At 67.6% G+C, this 15,266-nt stretch carries 15 protein-coding genes and 1 tRNA gene; 2 read left to right on the top strand and 14 right to left on the bottom strand.

All coding sequences use genetic code 11. The annotated features are described in order from the left end of the window. Positions 1–73 precede the first annotated feature (73 nt). Both J7I44_RS04810 and J7I44_RS04805 read left to right on the top strand, forming a co-directional pair. A complete protein-coding gene (locus J7I44_RS04810; RefSeq protein WP_209616657.1) occupies positions 74–820 on the top strand; it encodes a class I SAM-dependent methyltransferase in 747 nt (248 codons plus the stop codon). 197 nt (positions 821–1,017) lie between these two features. Then, positions 1,018–2,295: a polyhydroxyalkanoate depolymerase gene (locus J7I44_RS04805; RefSeq protein WP_209616654.1), complete on the top strand. Its 1,278-nt coding sequence runs from the start codon at positions 1,018–1,020 to the stop codon at positions 2,293–2,295. Here the strand turns inward: J7I44_RS04805 and J7I44_RS04800 are convergent. The 14 genes from J7I44_RS04800 to J7I44_RS04735 all read right to left on the bottom strand — a co-directional run bounded on the left by J7I44_RS04800 (position 2,280) and on the right by J7I44_RS04735 (position 15,253). Beyond that, positions 2,280–3,254, bottom strand: a complete 975-nt coding sequence (locus J7I44_RS04800; protein WP_209616651.1) for a glycoside hydrolase family 43 protein — start codon at positions 3,252–3,254, stop codon at positions 2,280–2,282. The two genes, J7I44_RS04805 and J7I44_RS04800, sit on opposite strands and share 16 nt — an antisense overlap. A 41-nt stretch (positions 3,255–3,295) precedes the next feature. After that, positions 3,296–4,321 (bottom strand): low-specificity L-threonine aldolase, encoded by a 1,026-nt coding sequence (gene ltaE / locus J7I44_RS04795; protein WP_209616648.1) that lies wholly within the window; start codon positions 4,319–4,321, stop codon positions 3,296–3,298. 89 nt (positions 4,322–4,410) lie between these two features. Then, positions 4,411–4,486: transfer RNA gene (locus J7I44_RS04790), tRNA-Lys, on the bottom strand. 139 nt (positions 4,487–4,625) lie between these two features. Further along, positions 4,626–5,306 (bottom strand): 7-cyano-7-deazaguanine synthase QueC, encoded by a 681-nt coding sequence (gene queC, locus J7I44_RS04785; RefSeq protein WP_209616645.1) that lies wholly within the window; start codon positions 5,304–5,306, stop codon positions 4,626–4,628. Between the two features lie 173 nt (positions 5,307–5,479). Next, positions 5,480–6,163: a 7-carboxy-7-deazaguanine synthase QueE gene (gene queE / locus J7I44_RS04780; RefSeq protein WP_209616642.1), complete on the bottom strand. Its 684-nt coding sequence runs from the start codon at positions 6,161–6,163 to the stop codon at positions 5,480–5,482. 279 nt (positions 6,164–6,442) lie between these two features. Then, positions 6,443–7,237 carry a tol-pal system protein YbgF gene (ybgF, locus tag J7I44_RS04775; protein ID WP_209616639.1) on the bottom strand — a complete coding sequence of 265 codons (795 nt, stop codon included), beginning with the start codon at positions 7,235–7,237 and terminating at the stop codon, positions 6,443–6,445. Positions 7,238–7,302: 65 nt separating this feature from the next. Then, positions 7,303–7,809, bottom strand: coding sequence for a peptidoglycan-associated lipoprotein Pal (gene pal / locus J7I44_RS04770; protein ID WP_209616636.1), 507 nt, complete (start codon positions 7,807–7,809; stop codon positions 7,303–7,305). A gap of 256 nt (positions 7,810–8,065) precedes the next feature. Then, positions 8,066–9,379 carry a Tol-Pal system beta propeller repeat protein TolB gene (gene tolB / locus J7I44_RS04765; protein ID WP_209616633.1) on the bottom strand — a complete coding sequence of 438 codons (1,314 nt, stop codon included), beginning with the start codon at positions 9,377–9,379 and terminating at the stop codon, positions 8,066–8,068. 7 nt (positions 9,380–9,386) lie between these two features. Continuing rightward, positions 9,387–10,325: a cell envelope integrity protein TolA gene (gene tolA / locus J7I44_RS04760; protein WP_209616631.1), complete on the bottom strand. Its 939-nt coding sequence runs from the start codon at positions 10,323–10,325 to the stop codon at positions 9,387–9,389. Then, positions 10,312–10,761: a protein TolR gene (gene tolR, locus J7I44_RS04755; RefSeq protein ID WP_245187942.1), complete on the bottom strand. Its 450-nt coding sequence runs from the start codon at positions 10,759–10,761 to the stop codon at positions 10,312–10,314. The genes tolA and tolR overlap by 14 nt, the downstream gene beginning before the upstream one ends. Before the next feature lie 19 nt (positions 10,762–10,780). Beyond that, entirely contained in the window at positions 10,781–11,467 is a 687-nt protein-coding gene (tolQ, locus tag J7I44_RS04750) for a protein TolQ (RefSeq protein WP_209616623.1), read from the bottom strand. Positions 11,468–11,515: 48 nt separating this feature from the next. Further along, entirely contained in the window at positions 11,516–11,926 is a 411-nt protein-coding gene (gene ybgC / locus J7I44_RS04745) for a tol-pal system-associated acyl-CoA thioesterase (RefSeq protein WP_209616619.1), read from the bottom strand. Between the two features lie 89 nt (positions 11,927–12,015). Beyond that, a complete protein-coding gene (gene ruvB, locus J7I44_RS04740) occupies positions 12,016–13,056 on the bottom strand; it encodes a Holliday junction branch migration DNA helicase RuvB (protein WP_209616616.1) in 1,041 nt (346 codons plus the stop codon). Between the two features lie 274 nt (positions 13,057–13,330). Continuing rightward, a complete protein-coding gene (locus J7I44_RS04735) occupies positions 13,331–15,253 on the bottom strand; it encodes a potassium transporter Kup (protein WP_209616613.1) in 1,923 nt (640 codons plus the stop codon). Positions 15,254–15,266 lie beyond the last annotated feature (13 nt).

Genomic DNA, 15,266 nt, shown 5'->3' with positions numbered 1-15,266 from the left:
CGCCCCCACGCGAGCTCCCGCCAATGGATCGGCGTTCACACCCGCCGCGGCCGCGCTTGCTGTAAAAGGATGCATGGCCGCCTCCTCCCCCGTCCGCAGCGATGCCGAACTGCTCCGCGTCAACCGCGGCTTCTATGAAGCGCTGTGGGCGCAGGCCAGGTTGATCGATCCCGACCGCTTCAACACCTGGCCGCTGTTGCGCGAGCTGGCCGCGGCGGCGCCGCGCCGGCTCGAGGTCGCCCCCGGCCTGCGTCCGCGCCTGCCGCTGGAAGACACCTGTTTCGTCGACCTAAGCCACGCGGCGCTGCGCCAGTTGCACGCGCGCGGTGCCAGTGCCATGCACGGGATGATCGGTGCGCTGCCCTGCGCCGATGCGCGGTTCGACCTGGTATGCGCGTTCGACATCCTCGAGCATGTCGCCGACGACGAAGGCGCCCTGCGCGAGCTGGCGCGGGTGGCGGCGCCGGGTGCGACGCTGCTGCTGTCGGTGCCCCTGCACGCGGACGCATGGACCGCGTTCGACGAGTTCGTCGGGCATTGCCGGCGCTACGAGCCGGAGGCCATCAAGGCCAAGCTTGCCGCGCACGGGTTTGCGCTGGAAGGCAGCGCAATCTACGGCATGCAGCCCAAATCCTCGCGCTTGCTGGACCTGGGGCAGTGGTTCCTCACCCATCGGCGCGAGCGGGCGATGTGGTGGTACAACCACGTGTTCATGCCGCTGGGGTTGAGGTTCCAGAAGCCCTTGCAGTGGCGCGATGGGCTGCCTGAGGTGGATGGCGTGGATGAGGTGCTGCTGGTGTGTCGGCGGCTTGGGGGCTGAGGCAGGCGTTTCGACTTCGCCCTTCGGGCTACGCTCAACGCGAACGGTTCTCTCGTCACCACGCCGGACGCCCGTCAACCGTTCGACCTGAGCGCAGGCCAGCAGCGGCGAAGTCGAACGGCCCCTCTTTGCCGCACCGCAACATCCCAGGCGCAAAGCCGCTAGAATGCGGCTTTGTCCTGCCTGACCCGGTCGCCATGCTCTACCAACTCCACGAATGGCAGCGCGCCTTCATGGGCCCGATGAGCTACTTCGCGCAGGCCAGCGCGAAGATGTTCAGCGAGCCGGGCAGCCTGCTCGCGCAGTGGCCGGGCGCGGCGCGCTGGGCGGCCGGCTGCGAGCTGATGTACCGGCTGGGGAAGGACTACGAGAAGCCGTCCTTCGGCATCCACGAGGTCCAGGCCGGCGGACACACCGTGGCGGTGGTGGAGCAGAGCGCGCTGGAGCTGCCGTTCTGTCAGTTGAAGCGCTTCAAGCGCTACAGCGACAAGCCCGAGGTGATCGAGGCGATGCACCGCCAGCCGGTGGTGCTGGTGGTGGCGCCGCTGTCGGGCCATCACGCCACGCTGCTGCGCGACACCGTGCGCACGCTGCTGCGCGACCACAAGGTCTACGTGACCGACTGGGTCGACGCGCGCATGGTGCCGGCCGAGGCCGGCATGTTCCGGCTGGACGACTACGTCGCGTATGTCGAACGCTTCATCCGCCACATCGGGGCGAGCGCGCTGCATGTCGTCTCGGTGTGCCAGCCGACCGTGCCGGTGCTGGCGGCGGTGTCCCTGATGGCCGCGCGCGGCGAACAGACGCCGCGCAGCCTGGTGATGATGGGCGGTCCGATCGACCCGCGCCGCAATCCCACCGGCGTCAACGACCTGGCCACCAGGCAGCCGTTGTCCTGGTTCGAAGGCAACCTGATCCACACCGTGCCGGCCAACTATCCGGGGCGCGGACGCAAGGTCTATCCCGGCTTCCTGCAGCACGCCGGTTTCGTCGCGATGAATCCCGGCCGGCATCTGTCCTCGCACTGGGACTTCTACCTCGACCTGCTGCGCGGCGACCTCGACGACGCCGAGGCCCATCGGCGCTTTTACGACGAATACAACGCCGTGCTGGACATGCCTGCGGGTTATTACCTGGACACGATCAGCACGGTCTTCCAGCAATGCCTGCTGCCGCGCGGCCTGTGGGACGTGGCCGGCGAGCGGGTCGATCCTGCCGCCATCACGCGCAGCGCGCTGCTCACCATCGAGGGCGAGCTGGACGACATCTCGGGCCTGGGCCAGACCGAAGCGGCGCACGCGCTGTGCACCGGCATCGCAGCGAAGCGGCGCGCGCACCGCGTGATCGAAGGCGCCGGCCACTACGGCATCTTCAGCGGCCGGCGGTGGCGCGAAACGGTCTATCCGCAGGTGCGCCACTTCATCCGTCAACACGCGGCACCGCCGCCGCGCCGGGCGCCTCAGCGCAAGGGGTGAGCCTCGACGCCCTGCCGCGTCATCCTCACCGGCAGGATATGGCCGCGGGCGTCGAACTCCAGCCGATCGATGCACACCACGCGGTGGTTGGCGGCCGTTTCGCCCCTGGGGCGCCGGTGGTAGACGATGTACCAGCGATCGTCCGGCGTGTGCAGCAGTGAGTGGTGGCCGGCGCCCGTGGCAATCGACGGGTCCTGCTGGAGGATCTTGCCGATGCGGCGGAACGGGCCCAGCGGCGAATCGCCGATCGCATAAGCCACCGAGTAGTCCGGGCCAGTCCAACCGCCCTCGGACCACATCAGGTAATAGCGGCCATCGCGCTTGAACATCATCGGGCCCTCGACGTAATGCTCGGGCGTGATCTGTCTGAACACCCTGCCGTCCGCGAAGGGCAGGAATCCGGTGAAGTCGTCCTTCAGGCGCGCGATGTTGGCGTGCTTCCAGCCGCCGTAGATCAGGTAGTACGTCCCGTCGTCGTCGCGGAACACCGACTGGTCGATGGGTTGCGCGCCGTTGTGGAAGGCGCCCACCAGCGGCTTGCCGAGCAGGTCGCGGAACGGGCCCTGCGGATGGTCGGCCACCGCCACGCCGATGCCGCCTACCTCGCGGTCGCTCTGGATGTCGTTGGCGGCAAAGAACAGGTAGTAGCGCCCATCCTTGGCGACCACGGCCGGCCCCCACATCGCGCGTCTGGCCCAGTGAATCGCGCGCACGTCGAGCACGTGCGGATGGCGTGTCCAGCTGACCAGGTCCGGCGAGGAAAACGCATCGATGAACAGCTGGCGGTCGTAGTCGTCCGACCAGGTCGGGTAGATCCAGTAGGTCGTGCCGAAGATCGCCGCCTCCGGGTCCGCGTACCAGCCGGGAATGACCGGGTTGCCGGCGTGCGTCCGTGCGCCCCCGGCCGCTTCACCCGCAACAGCCGGGCAGGCCGGCAGGAGGGTCAGCAAGGCCGCCATCAGCAGCCTGCCCCGCAGCCGAGGCGTCGCCCCCCGACGGATCACGCTGCCTGTTCGCCGAAGAACCGGGCAAACGCCTCGACCGTGCGGGCGATACCGGCGTCGTCGACGTCCAGGTGGGTCACCAACCGCAGCGTGGGCAGGTAGCCGATGCTGATGCGGATGCCAGCCTGGCGCAGATGCGCGTCCAGCTCGCGCAGGCGCTCGGCCGGCACCTCGACGAAGACCATGTTGGTGTGCTGGCCGAGCAGGCGCAGGCCCGGCACGGCGTCGAGCTGCCGTGCCAAGGTGGCGGCGCGGGCGTGGTCGTCGGCCAGCCGCGCGACGTGGTGATCGAGGGCGTGCAGGCCGGCCGCGGCCAGCATGCCGGCCTGGCGCCAGCCGCCGCCGGTGACCTTGCGCCAGCGCCGCGCCTTGTCGATCAGAGCCAACGAGCCCACCAGCACCGACCCCACCGGCGCGCCCAGCCCCTTGGAGAGGCAAACCGACACGCTATCGAAGTGCCGGGCGATCTCGCGCGCGGGCACGCCCGCAGCCACCGCCGCGTTGTACAGGCGGGCGCCGTCCAGGTGGAACGCGAGGCCGCGTTCGCGCGCGAATTCGCGTGCGGCTTCCAGGTAGTCCATGGGCAACACGCGACCGTGCCAGGTATTTTCCAACGCGAGCAGGCGCGTGCGGGCGAAGTGCGGATCGACCGGCTTGATCGCGGCGGCCACCCGGTCCAGCGGAAGCGAGCCGTCGGCGTCCTGCACGATCGGCTGGGGCTGGATCGAGCCGAGCACCGCCGCACCACCGCCTTCGAACTTGTAGGTGTGCGCGTCCATGCCGACGAGGTATTCGTCGCCGCGTTCGCAATGCGACATCAACGCCAGCAGGTTCGATTGCGTGCCACTGGGCACGAACAGCGCGGCCTCGAAGCCGAGCTCGTCGGCCAGGCGCTGCTGCAGGGCATTGACGGTCGGGTCCTCGCCGTAGACGTCGTCCCCCACCGGGACATCCAGCATGGCCGCGCGCATCGCGGCCGTGGGTGTGGTTACGGTATCGCTGCGCAGGTCGACCCAGTCCACGTTGTGCTCCCGGCAAAGGAAGCAGCTTCGCGCGCGATCCGGCGCGAGGCAAGCGGGCACAAAAAACCCGCGACGGGCGCGGGTGAAGATGGTGGGTCGTCCGAGACTCGAACTCGGGACCAATAGATTAAAAGTCTACTGCTCTACCAACTGAGCTAACGACCCATCAAGCGAACGGGCGATTTTAAGGTTTGCGTGCGGGTCGCACAATCCCGCATGACCTTGCAGGACCATCGGTGGCGATGCTCTGGTTGCGTCCGCCAGAAAGCATCGCCCACACGAAGGCTCCTGCAGGGGGTTGGCGTCAGGCGTAACGGGTGGGGTCGGCCAGGCCCGCGGCGCGGAAGCCTTCGGCACGGAGATGGCAGGCGTCGCAATGACCGCAGGCGCGACCCTGGGCGTCGGCCTGGTAGCAGCTGACGGTCTGCGCGAAGTCCACGTCCAGGCGTGCACCCTCGCGTGCGATGTCGGCCTTGCTCATGCGCATCAGCGGCGCGTGGATGCGTAGTCCCGCACCTTCCACGCCCGCCTTGGTAGCGACGTTGGCCAGCTGCTCGAAGGCGTCGATGAAAGCGGGGCGGCAATCCGGATAGCCGGAATAGTCGACCGCGTTCACGCCGCAGAAGATGTCGTTGGCGCCGAGCACTTCGGCCCAACCCAGTGCGATCGACAGCATGATGGTGTTGCGAGCCGGTACGTAGGTCACCGGAATGCCCTCGCCGCCCTGCTCGGGTACGTCGATATCCGCGGTCAGCGCGGAGCCACCGATGCTGCGCAGGTCGACCTGCACGGTCTTGTGCGCGAGTGCGCCCATCGTGCGGGCAACCCGCTCGGCAGCCTCCAGCTCGGAGCCGTGGCGCTGGCCATAGGCGACGCTCAGTGCGTGGACCGCGAAGCCCTGTTCACGTGCGATGGCCAGGGTGACGGCCGAGTCCATGCCGCCGGAGACGAGCACGACGGCCTTGCGAGGGGTGGGCTGGGACATGGGGTTTCCTTGGTGCGGCCGGTCACCGGCCGGAAATCGCTCGCGGCGTCACAGGCCACGGCGCATGAACTCCCTCCCCTGCCTGCAGGGTAGGGTTGGAGGGATGGCCCCGCGCTTGCGAAGGGGGAAACCCTCCCGACCTCGCCCTGTACGCAGGGAAAGGAGAAAAAAATTCAGTGCCCGGCTGCGTCGTTCCAGAGCAACTTGTGCAGCTGTAGCTGGAAGCGCACCGGCAGGCGATCGGCGATGATCCACTCGGCCAGGTCGCGCGGCTGCACCGCGCCGTGGACCGGCGAGAACAACACCATGCAGCGCCGGTCGAGCGCATGCTCGGCCACCACGTCGCGCGCCCACTCGTAGTCGACGCGGCTGGCGATGACGATCTTGACCTGGTCGTGTGGCAACAGATGCTCGAGGTTGCTCCACAGGTTGCGTGCGCTCTCGCCCGAGTCGGGTGCCTTCAGGTCCATCACCTTGCGCACGCGCGGATCGACCGCCGACACGTCGAGCGCGCCGGAGGTTTCCAGCGAGACCTCATAGCCGGCCTCGCACAGACGACGTAGCAGGATCAGGCAACGCTTCTGCGCCAGGGGCTCGCCGCCGGTGACGCAGACGTGGTGCGCACCGTGGCGCGCCACCTCGGCCAGGATGTCGTCGATCGCGTGCCACTGCCCACCATGGAAGGAATACTCGGTGTCGCACCAGACGCAGCGCAGCGGGCAGCCGGTCAATCGAACGAACACGGTGCGCCAGCCGATCGCATCGGCTTCGCCCTGGATCGAGTGGAAGATCTCGGTGATGCGCAGGCGTTCGGCCACCGCCGGCGCGACGGGCGCCTCGCCCGTGTCACTGCCCATATTTGAGAGCCTGCTCATGATCTATGGGTACCTCGCGTTGCCATCGAGTGACCGTCAGGTGGTAGGGCGTGGTGCCGGCCTGCCTGGCTGGCGGGCCAAGGCACGCGCCGCCGCATGGCGGTCACTCGATGACAACCCTGACGGGCCGGGGCTGTTTGCCCGCACACCCGCGCCATCACTCAGTCGTGGACGGACGTCCACTCCTTCGTTTTTGCCTGATCTGCGCGCAAACAGCCTTTGGCGCGGGGCATCCGGAGCTCATGAGCAGGCTCTGAAATCTCAGCGGATCGCCGATTGCAGCTGCAGTCGGCGCAGGCGTTCCTGCGCCAGGCTGGCGGCGCGCGAGTTGGGGTACTTGCTGGTGACCTGCTGCAGCGTGGCCTTGCCGGCGTCCGTCTGCTTGAGCTCGAGCTGGCTGTAGCCAACCTTGAGCAGTGCGTCCGATGCCTTCTCGCTCTGCGGGAACTGGCTGAGCAGCCGCTGGAAGGCTTCCAGCGCCACCGGGTAGTTCATGGTCACGTAGTAGGACTCGCCCAGCCAGTACCAGGCGTTGGGCGTAAGCGTGTTGTCCGGATACTTCTGGATGAAGCTGCGGAAGCCGCGCGAGGCCTGCGCGTAGTCACCGCCACGCAGCGCCTGGAAAGCGGTGTCGTAGGCGGCCTGCGCGTTGGCATCGGGCGCCGCGGCGGGCGCGCTGCTGCCGCTGGCGGGTGCAGCGGGGGGTGTCTGCGCGGCAGTGCCCGGGGTCGCCGTGGCGGCGGCCGAACCGGCGGAGGCCGGGGCGTTGCCTGCGGGCGTGGAATTCGTGCCGGCGCCGTTGCCCTCGAGGCGGCCCAGCCGCGAGTCGAGGTCGATGTACTGCGCCTTGTTCTTCTCTTCGAGCTGGCCGATGGTGTGTTGCAGCTCCTCGACCTGACCCTGCAACTGCTGCACCTGGGACTGCAGCTGCTGGACCTGGTTGACCAGGCTGGTACCGCCCTGGTTCTGGGCCTGCGCCTGCTGCTCCAGCCGCGACACGCGGTCGGCGAGGCTGAGGCGGGAATTCTGTGCGAAGGCCGGAGCGACAACGAGCATGGCGGACGCAAACGCGCCCGCCATGCCGAGCCTGGCCGAGAAACGCTTAGCCAGTGCGCTCTTCATTACTTCGCCGTGTAGACGATCTCGACGCGACGGTTCTTGCTCCAGCAGTCCTCGTTGTGCTCACGGCACACCGGCTTTTCCTTGCCGTAGGAGATCACTTCGATCTGGCTGGCCGAGCCACCGTTGGCCTGCAGCGCGTCGGACACGGCATTGCCGCGGCGCTCGCCCAGGCCCAGGTTGTACTCGCGGGTGCCGCGCTCGTCGGTGTTGCCTTCCAGGCGGACGTGCGATTCCGGACGGTCCTGCAGGTACTTGGCGTGGCACGCCATGATCTGCTGGAACTCCGGCTTGATCTCGGTCTTGTCGAAATCGAAGTACACGACGCGCTGGCGCAGGCAGGCGTCGGTGTCGAGGTCGGCCGGGGTGTACTTGTTGCTCTCCGGGGCCGGCTGGGTCGTCGGCTGCGGCTCCGGCTGGGGCTGCGGCTTGACTTCCTGCTTCTTCGAGCAAGCGGCTGCGCCGATGCAGAGCAGGGCGACCAGGGCGACGCGTGCGGTCTTATTCATGGGTGACGTTCCTTCAAAACGGGTTTGAGATCCGACAGTCAATGACGATTGCGGTGTTGGGACAGTGACGCCGGTGGTCCGGCTTATTGTGTGACGCTTGGTGCTACCGCGGGCCAGTCACTCGTCGCGCCTGGCAACCGTTGGCGGGACGCGTTCGGCTGCGCCCTGCCTTAAGCGAAATGGCGCCAAGGCGCCGTTTCGGCCCATTCCATGGGCATTCCGCCGGCGCGCTTTCGCGCCCCAACGGACAAAAAACTCAACGCTTCCGGTACGGCCCCCAGGCCGGCTCGCGGACGTCCCCGTCGGACAGCACGAGGCGCTGGCGGACCTGGCCATCGGCCGAAACGGCATACAGCACGCCGCGGCGCCCTTCCGTGGCCGCGTACAACAGCATGCTGGCGTTCGGTGCGAAACTCGGGGAGTCGTCAATCGGGCCGGGGGAGATGAAACGCACCTGCCCACCCAGACTGCGATCCATGATGGCAATACGATACACGTTCCCATTGCCCTGCACCATGGCGATCAGCTTGCCGTCGAAGCTGACGTCGGCGTTGGCGTTATTCTGCCCCTCGAAGCTGATGCGGGTGGGCGAGCCGCCGGTGGCGGACATCTGGTAGATCTGCGGCCGGCCAGAGCGGTCGGAGGTGAAGTAGAGGCTCTGCCCGTCGGCCGACCAGGTCGGCTCGGTATCGATCGACAGGCTGTTGGTCAGACGCGTCTCATGGCGCGAAGCCATGTCGATCACGAAGATCTCGGGATTGCCCACGAACGACAGCGACACCGCCAGCTTGCTGCCGTCGGGCGACCAGGCCGGCGCGCCGTTGATGCCCTTCTTGTGCGCGGCGACCAGTTGGCGCGAACCGGTGGTGATGTCCTGCACGTAGACCTGCGAGTTGCCGCTCTCGAAGGAGACGTAGGCGATCTTGGTGCCGTCCGGCGACCACGAAGGCGACAGCAGCGATTCGCGCGAGCGGGCCACCACCTGCGGGTTGTAGCCGTCCGAGTCGGCCACGATCAGCGAATAGGTGGTGTTGTTGCCCAGGCCCACGGCGGTGATGTAGGCGATGCGGGTCCAGAACGCGCCGCGCACGCCGGTGATTTTCTCGTAGATCTGGTCGGCGATCTGGTGGGCGACGCCGCGCAGGTCCCCGGCCGGTGCGGTGAACGCCTGGGCCAGCAGGCTCTGCTGCTTGTTGACGTCCCACAGCTCGTATTCCACCCGCAGCAGGCCGCCGCCGGCGTCGCTGATGCGGCCGACGGTGATGTAGTCCTGCTTGAGCAGCCGCCAGGTGGCGAACTTGATGTCGGCGCCGCGCGAGGGCGACTCGACGATCTCGCTCCGGGCCAGCGCACGGAACTTGCCGGAGCGGTTGAAATCGTTGCGAATGACGTCCGCCACGTCGGTCGGCAACGGTGCGCCGTTCTGGGCGAATGGCACGACCACGATCGGCGTGGCCGTCTTGACGCCGCCGACGATGTCCACGTTGAGCGCCTGCGCACCCGCGGGTCCGGCGACGAGGGCGGCCAGACACAGCACGGCAAGGGCGAAGAGCGATTTCAAGTTGGGCATGAAGGTCTCACTGCGGCCTGAAGGTAAGGGTCAGTTCGCGGCTGAAGACGCTCTCGAACCCCTTGTACGGCAAGGTCTTGGTCCTGAGCACGGCGTTTTCGATCGAGCGCTTGCCCGCATCGTCGTAGGGGCAGCTCGAATCGACCTTCGCACTCATCACATCGCCCCCTACCAGCTGGACGATATGCACCTTGCACGGAACATCCGGCATGTTATCCGGACGTAACCAGTTGGGCGTGACCGCATTCTGAATGGCCGCTGCATACTGGTCGGCCAGGGAGCTGTTCTGGGCGTTGTTGCCGGTCTGGCGCTGGGCCGCGTGCGGCACGTCGGACAGGCCCTCGTCCTTGGCGTCCTTGAGATCTTCCAGCTGCTGCTTGGCCTGCTTGGCGCGGTTTTCCGCCTTCTGGCGCGCCGCGGCGGCCGCGTCCATCTTGGCGAACAGCTCGTCCAGCTGTTTCTTCTGCTCTTCCTTCTTCTTGGCTGCCTGGGCGTCCAGTTCGGCCTGGCGCTGGCGCTGCTTCTCTTCCTGCTCCTTCTTGGCCTCCTCGGCCTTTTCCAGCGCGTCGGCCACGATCTTTTCCTGGTCGATCGTGTCCGGATGCTCCGGCGGCGGCAGGGTCTTGATCTCCGGCGGCGGCGTCTTGACGTCCGGCGGCGTCACCGTGGGCGGCGGCGGGATGGTCGGCACCGGCTTGGCCTTCTTCTCTGCCTTCGGCGGCGGCGCGCCGGTGGGGCCGATCAGCGTCGCCTCGATCACCGGGCCCTGGAGCTCCAGCGGCTTGGAACAGGTGATCGGGTTCCAGCTCGCCGGCAGGTGCAGGGTGCTGAACAGGCTTTCGTAGAACGAGCACGGCACGATCGCCAGCGCGAGGAAGCCGACGATGCCAAGGTGCAGGACGGCGGAAAGCAGGACCGCCGTGGAGGTGCCCTTATTTTCGCGCATTGCCCGCGTCCGACCCCTGCGGCTGGCTCATCAGGCCGACCTTGCTGACACCGGCCTGCTGCAGGTCGGCCAGCACCTGGTAGACGCCCTCGTACTTGCCTTCGCGGTCGCCGGCCACCAGCACGCTGATGTCCGGGTTGGCCTTGACGAAGGCGCCGACCTTGGCCTGCATGGTGGCCACGTCGACCGGCTCCTTCTTGGCGCCTTCCAGGGTCAGGAACAGGTTGCCGTCGGCATTGACCGAGACGATCACCGGATTCTTCTTGTCGGCCAGCGACTTGGCGTTGGCCTGGGGCAGGTTGACGTCGACGTTGGCGTTCATCATCGGGGCGGTGACCATGAAGATGATCAGCAGCACCAGCATCACGTCGATGTACGGCACGACGTTGATCTCGGACTTGAGCTTCATGCGCTTGTGGCGCGCGGCGTTTCGCATGGCCATCGGCTTGCCCCCGTCAGGCCACTTCGTCGGTCTGGATCTGCCGCTGCAGGACCGAGGAGAACTCTTCCTGGAAGACTTCGTAGCGGGAAGCCACGCGCTCGACCTTGTTGGCGTAGCGGTTGTACGCCCACACCGCGGGAATGGCCGCGAACAGGCCCATGGCGGTGGCGATCAGCGCCTCGGAGATGTGCGGGGCGACCACGGCGATGGTGACGTCCTTGACCTCGCCCAGGCCCTGGAAGGCACCCATGATGCCCCACACGGTTCCGAACAGGCCCACGTACGGGCTGATCGAGCCGACGTTGGCGAGGAACTCCAGGTTGCGCTCCAGCAGGCCGATCTCGCGGGTGCCGGCCACGCGCATGGCGCGCTCGGTGCCTTCCATCACGATGCGCACGTCGTAGGTCTTGCGCTGGCGCTGGCGGGCGAACTCGCGGAAGCCCGACTCGAAGATCGTCTCCATGCCGCCGTTGTCGGCGTTGCGGCCGCTGACCTCGCGGAACAGGCCGGCCAGGTCGCCGCCGGACCAGAAGCGCTCCTCGAACGCCTCGGCGTTCTCCATCGCCGCCTTCATCTGCGAATACTTGCGAAGGATGATCACCCAGGACAGGAACGAGAACACCAGCAGCAGCAGCATGACCAGCTGCACGGGCAGGCTGGCCTCGGCGACCAGCTTGAAAATGTTCAATCCACCATTCATGGCTTGGGGGTTCTCCGGGGCGTGCTGCTTGGAAAGCGGGGTGATTCGTCAGGGGGCGAGGCCGGGAATGAGGTCGGCCGGGATCGGCGCCGGCCGCATGCGGCCGATGTCCACGCAGGCAACCCGCACCTGGGCGCGGACCAGCTCCGTGCCGTCCGCCCGGCTGATCGCCTGGCTGAACAGGATACTGGCTGCGCGCGATTCTTTGACGGCGACCGTCACCGACAATTCATCATCCAGCAGGGCCGGACGCAGGAAGTCCAGGTGCATCTCGCGCACCAGGAACGCCAGCCCGGTGGCTTCCTTGAAGGCGCGCTGGTCCACGCCCTGCGCGCGCAGCCACTCGCTGCGGGCGCGCTCCAGGAAGCGCAGGTAGCTGGCGTGGTAGACCACGCCGCCGGCGTCGGTGTCTTCCCAGTAGACGCGGACAGGCCAGGTGAAGGGATCGGTCGGGGGCATGCAGGGAGCTCTTGGGTCAGCCAGCGCAAGAGCATGCGTGCTGGGGGCGCCAGGATCAAACCGGCGTCCATGTCCACCACCCTTGCAGGTCAGCTTTCCCCGTCGAACATGTCGCCCATCATCGCCTGCCGCGGTGGCGGGTTGCGGCCCATGTGACGCCAGGCCTTGGCCGACGCCATGCGTCCGCGGGCCGTGCGGATCAGGAAGCCTTGCTGGATCAGGTACGGCTCGACCACGTCCTCCAGCGTGCCCCGGTCCTCGGACAGCGCCGCGGCGAGCGATTCGACCCCGACCGGACCGCCGTCGAAACTCTCGATGATCGTGGCGAGCATGCGCCGGTCCAGGTCGTCGAACCCCTCGGCGTCGACCTTCAGCATGGTCATCGCCGCCTGCGCCGCCGCCAGCGTGATGTTGCCGCCCGCGCGGACCTCCGCGTAGTCGCGAACCCGACGCAGCAGCCGGTTGGCGATGCGCGGCGTGCCGCGCGAGCGGCGGGCGATCTCCGCGGCGCCCTCGGTCTCGCACTCGATGCCCAGGATGCGTGCCGAGCGCCGCACGATCGAGGTCAGCTCCTCGGGCGAGTAGAACTCCAGCCGCTGCACGATGCCGAAACGGTCGCGCAAGGGAGCGGTGAGCAGGCCGGCGCGCGTGGTCGCGCCGATCAGCGTGAACGGCGGCAGGTCCAGCTTGATCGAACGTGCAGCCGGGCCTTCGCCGATCATGATGTCGATCTGGAAGTCCTCCATCGCCGGGTACAGCACTTCCTCGACCACCGGCGACAGACGGTGGATCTCGTCGACGAACAGCACGTCGTGCTTCTCGAGATTGGTCAGCAGTGCCGCCAGGTCGCCGGCACGCTCGAGCACCGGCCCGGAAGTCGAGCGCACATTGACGCCCAGCTCGTTGGCGATCACGTGCGACAGCGTGGTCTTGCCCAGGCCCGGCGGCCCGAAGATCAGCACATGGTCGAGCGCGCCGCCGCGCTTCCTGGCCGCCTCGATATAGATCGACAACTGCTCGCGCACCGCCTGCTGGCCCAGGTATTCGTCCAGGCGCTTGGGGCGGATCGAGGCTTCCAGCGCCTCGTCGTCAAGCTGGGCGGCCGGGGTGATGATGCGCGCTTCGGTCATGCGGCCATTATGGCACCGCTTTGCCCCCTCTCCCCCGGCGCAGCCGGGGGAGAGGGGCGGGGAGAGGGGGCTTTTCGCTGGCCTGGCGAAAGGCGGTTCGTGCGGACGTTGTTACTCCGTGGTTGCGCCGTGGGACGCAAACGACTGCGGGCAAAGAGCAAAGGCCTCCCCCTCTCCCCAACCCTCTCCCCCGGCTGCGCCGGGGGAGAGGGAGCTTCAGATCTCCACCTGCGCGCCCAGCTCGATCAGCTGGCTGCGCCAGGGGAGGGGAGCATCAGATCTCCACCTGCGCGCCCAGCTCGATCAGCCGGTTGCCGGGGATCTGGAAGAAGGCGGTCGCCGGCAGCGCGTTGCGGGCGAGGAAGGCGAACAGCTTGTCGCGCCACAGCGCCATGCCGGGGCGTCTTGCGTCGGCGACGATGGTTTCGCGCGAGAGGAAGAAGGTGGTGTCCATCAGGTCGAAGGTCAGCCCCTCGCGACCGCACAGCGACAGCGCGTGCGGGATGTTGGGGTCCTCCGCGAAGCCGAAGCGCAGCTCCAGCCCGTAGAAGCCGCCATCCATCGGCGTGATCTCGATGCGCTCGTCGGCCTCGGCCACCGGCGTTTCCAGGATCTGCACGGTCAGCATGACGTTGCGCTCGTGCAGCACCTTGTTGTGCTTGAGGTTGTGCAGCAGCGCGTGCGGAACCGCGTACTGGTTGGCGGTGAGGAACACCGCCGTACCCGGCACGCGCAGCGGCGGGTGCTCGGCCATGTTCTCGATGAACGGGGCCAGCGCCAGTCCGCCCTGCTTGATCTCGCGCACCACCAGCTCGCGGCCGCGACGCCAGGTGGTCATCACGGCGAACAGGAACAGGCCCAGCACCAGCGGGAACCAGCCGCCGTCGGGGATCTTGAGCGTGTTGGCGCCGAAGAACGACAGATCCACGCACAGCAGGCCGATGGTCAGCGGAATCACTGCGGCCAGGCTCCAGTTCCAGCGACGCCACGCCACCAGCATCACCAGCAGCGTGTCGATCGCCATGGTGCCGGTCACCGCTATGCCGTAGGCGCCGCCCAGTGCCTTGGACGAGCCAAACCCGACCACGGTCAGGATCACCATCACCATCAGCGCGCGGTTCACCCACGGCAGGAAGATGTGGCCGATCGCCTCGCGCGAGGTATGCACCACCTGCATGCGCGGCACGAAGCCGAGCTGGATCGCCTGGCGAGTCACCGAGAACGCGCCGGAGATCACCGCCTGCGAGGCGATCACCGCCGCCGCGGTAGCCAGCGCGATCATCGGATAGCCCGCCCACTCGGGCACCGCATGGAAGAACGGATTGACCGCCGCTTCCGGTTCCCGCAACAGCAATCCGCCCTGGCCGTAGTAGTTGAGCAGCAACGAGGGCAGCACGAAGAAGAACCAGGCGGTGCGGATGGGGAAACGGCCGAAGTGACCCATGTCGGTATACAGCGCTTCGGCGCCGGTCACGCACAGCACCACGGCACCGAGCGCGACGAAGGAGATGGTCCCGTGCGAGGCGAAGAAGCGCACCGCGTACCAGGGCGAGAGCGCCTTGAGGACCTCCGGCGCCTGGATGATGTTCCACACGCCGATGACGGCGAGGGTCAGAAACCAGATCGCCATGACCGGCCCGAACAGCGCGCCGACCTTGGCCGTGCCGTGCTTCTGCAGCCAGAACAGGCCCAGCAGCACCGCCACCGCCAGCGGCACCACCCAGTGATCCAGCGACGGCGCCACCACTTCCAGGCCCTCGACCGCCGAAAGCACCGAGATCGACGGTGTGATCACGCCGTCGCCGAAGAACAATGCCGCGCCGAGCAATGCCATCAGCATCACCACCCGCCGCGCCATCGGCGATCCGCCGACCGCGCGCTGGGCCAGCGTCATCAGCGCCATGATGCCGCCTTCGCCGCGGTTGTCCGCGCGCATCACCAGCGTGACGTACTTGATCGCCACCACGATGATCAGCGCCCAGGTGACCAGCGAGAGCACGCCCAGCACGGTGCTTTCGGAGGGGTGCAGGCCGTACTCGGGGCGAAACACCTCCGCCAGCGTGTACAGCGGGCTGGTGCCGATGTCGCCGAACACCACGCCGATGGCGCCCAGGACCAGTGCCGTCTTGGTGCCGTGCAACTTTTCGTCGGGCTCGGACTCGGCCGGCGGTGGCGCGTTGCGGGTTGCGTCGTTCATATCTCTCGCTCGT

The sequence above is a fragment of the Frateuria flava genome (genome assembly GCF_017837635.1).
GTDB lineage: Bacteria > Pseudomonadota > Gammaproteobacteria > Xanthomonadales > Rhodanobacteraceae > Frateuria_A > Frateuria_A flava.
This window is presented reverse-complemented; position numbering and strand designations above follow the sequence as displayed.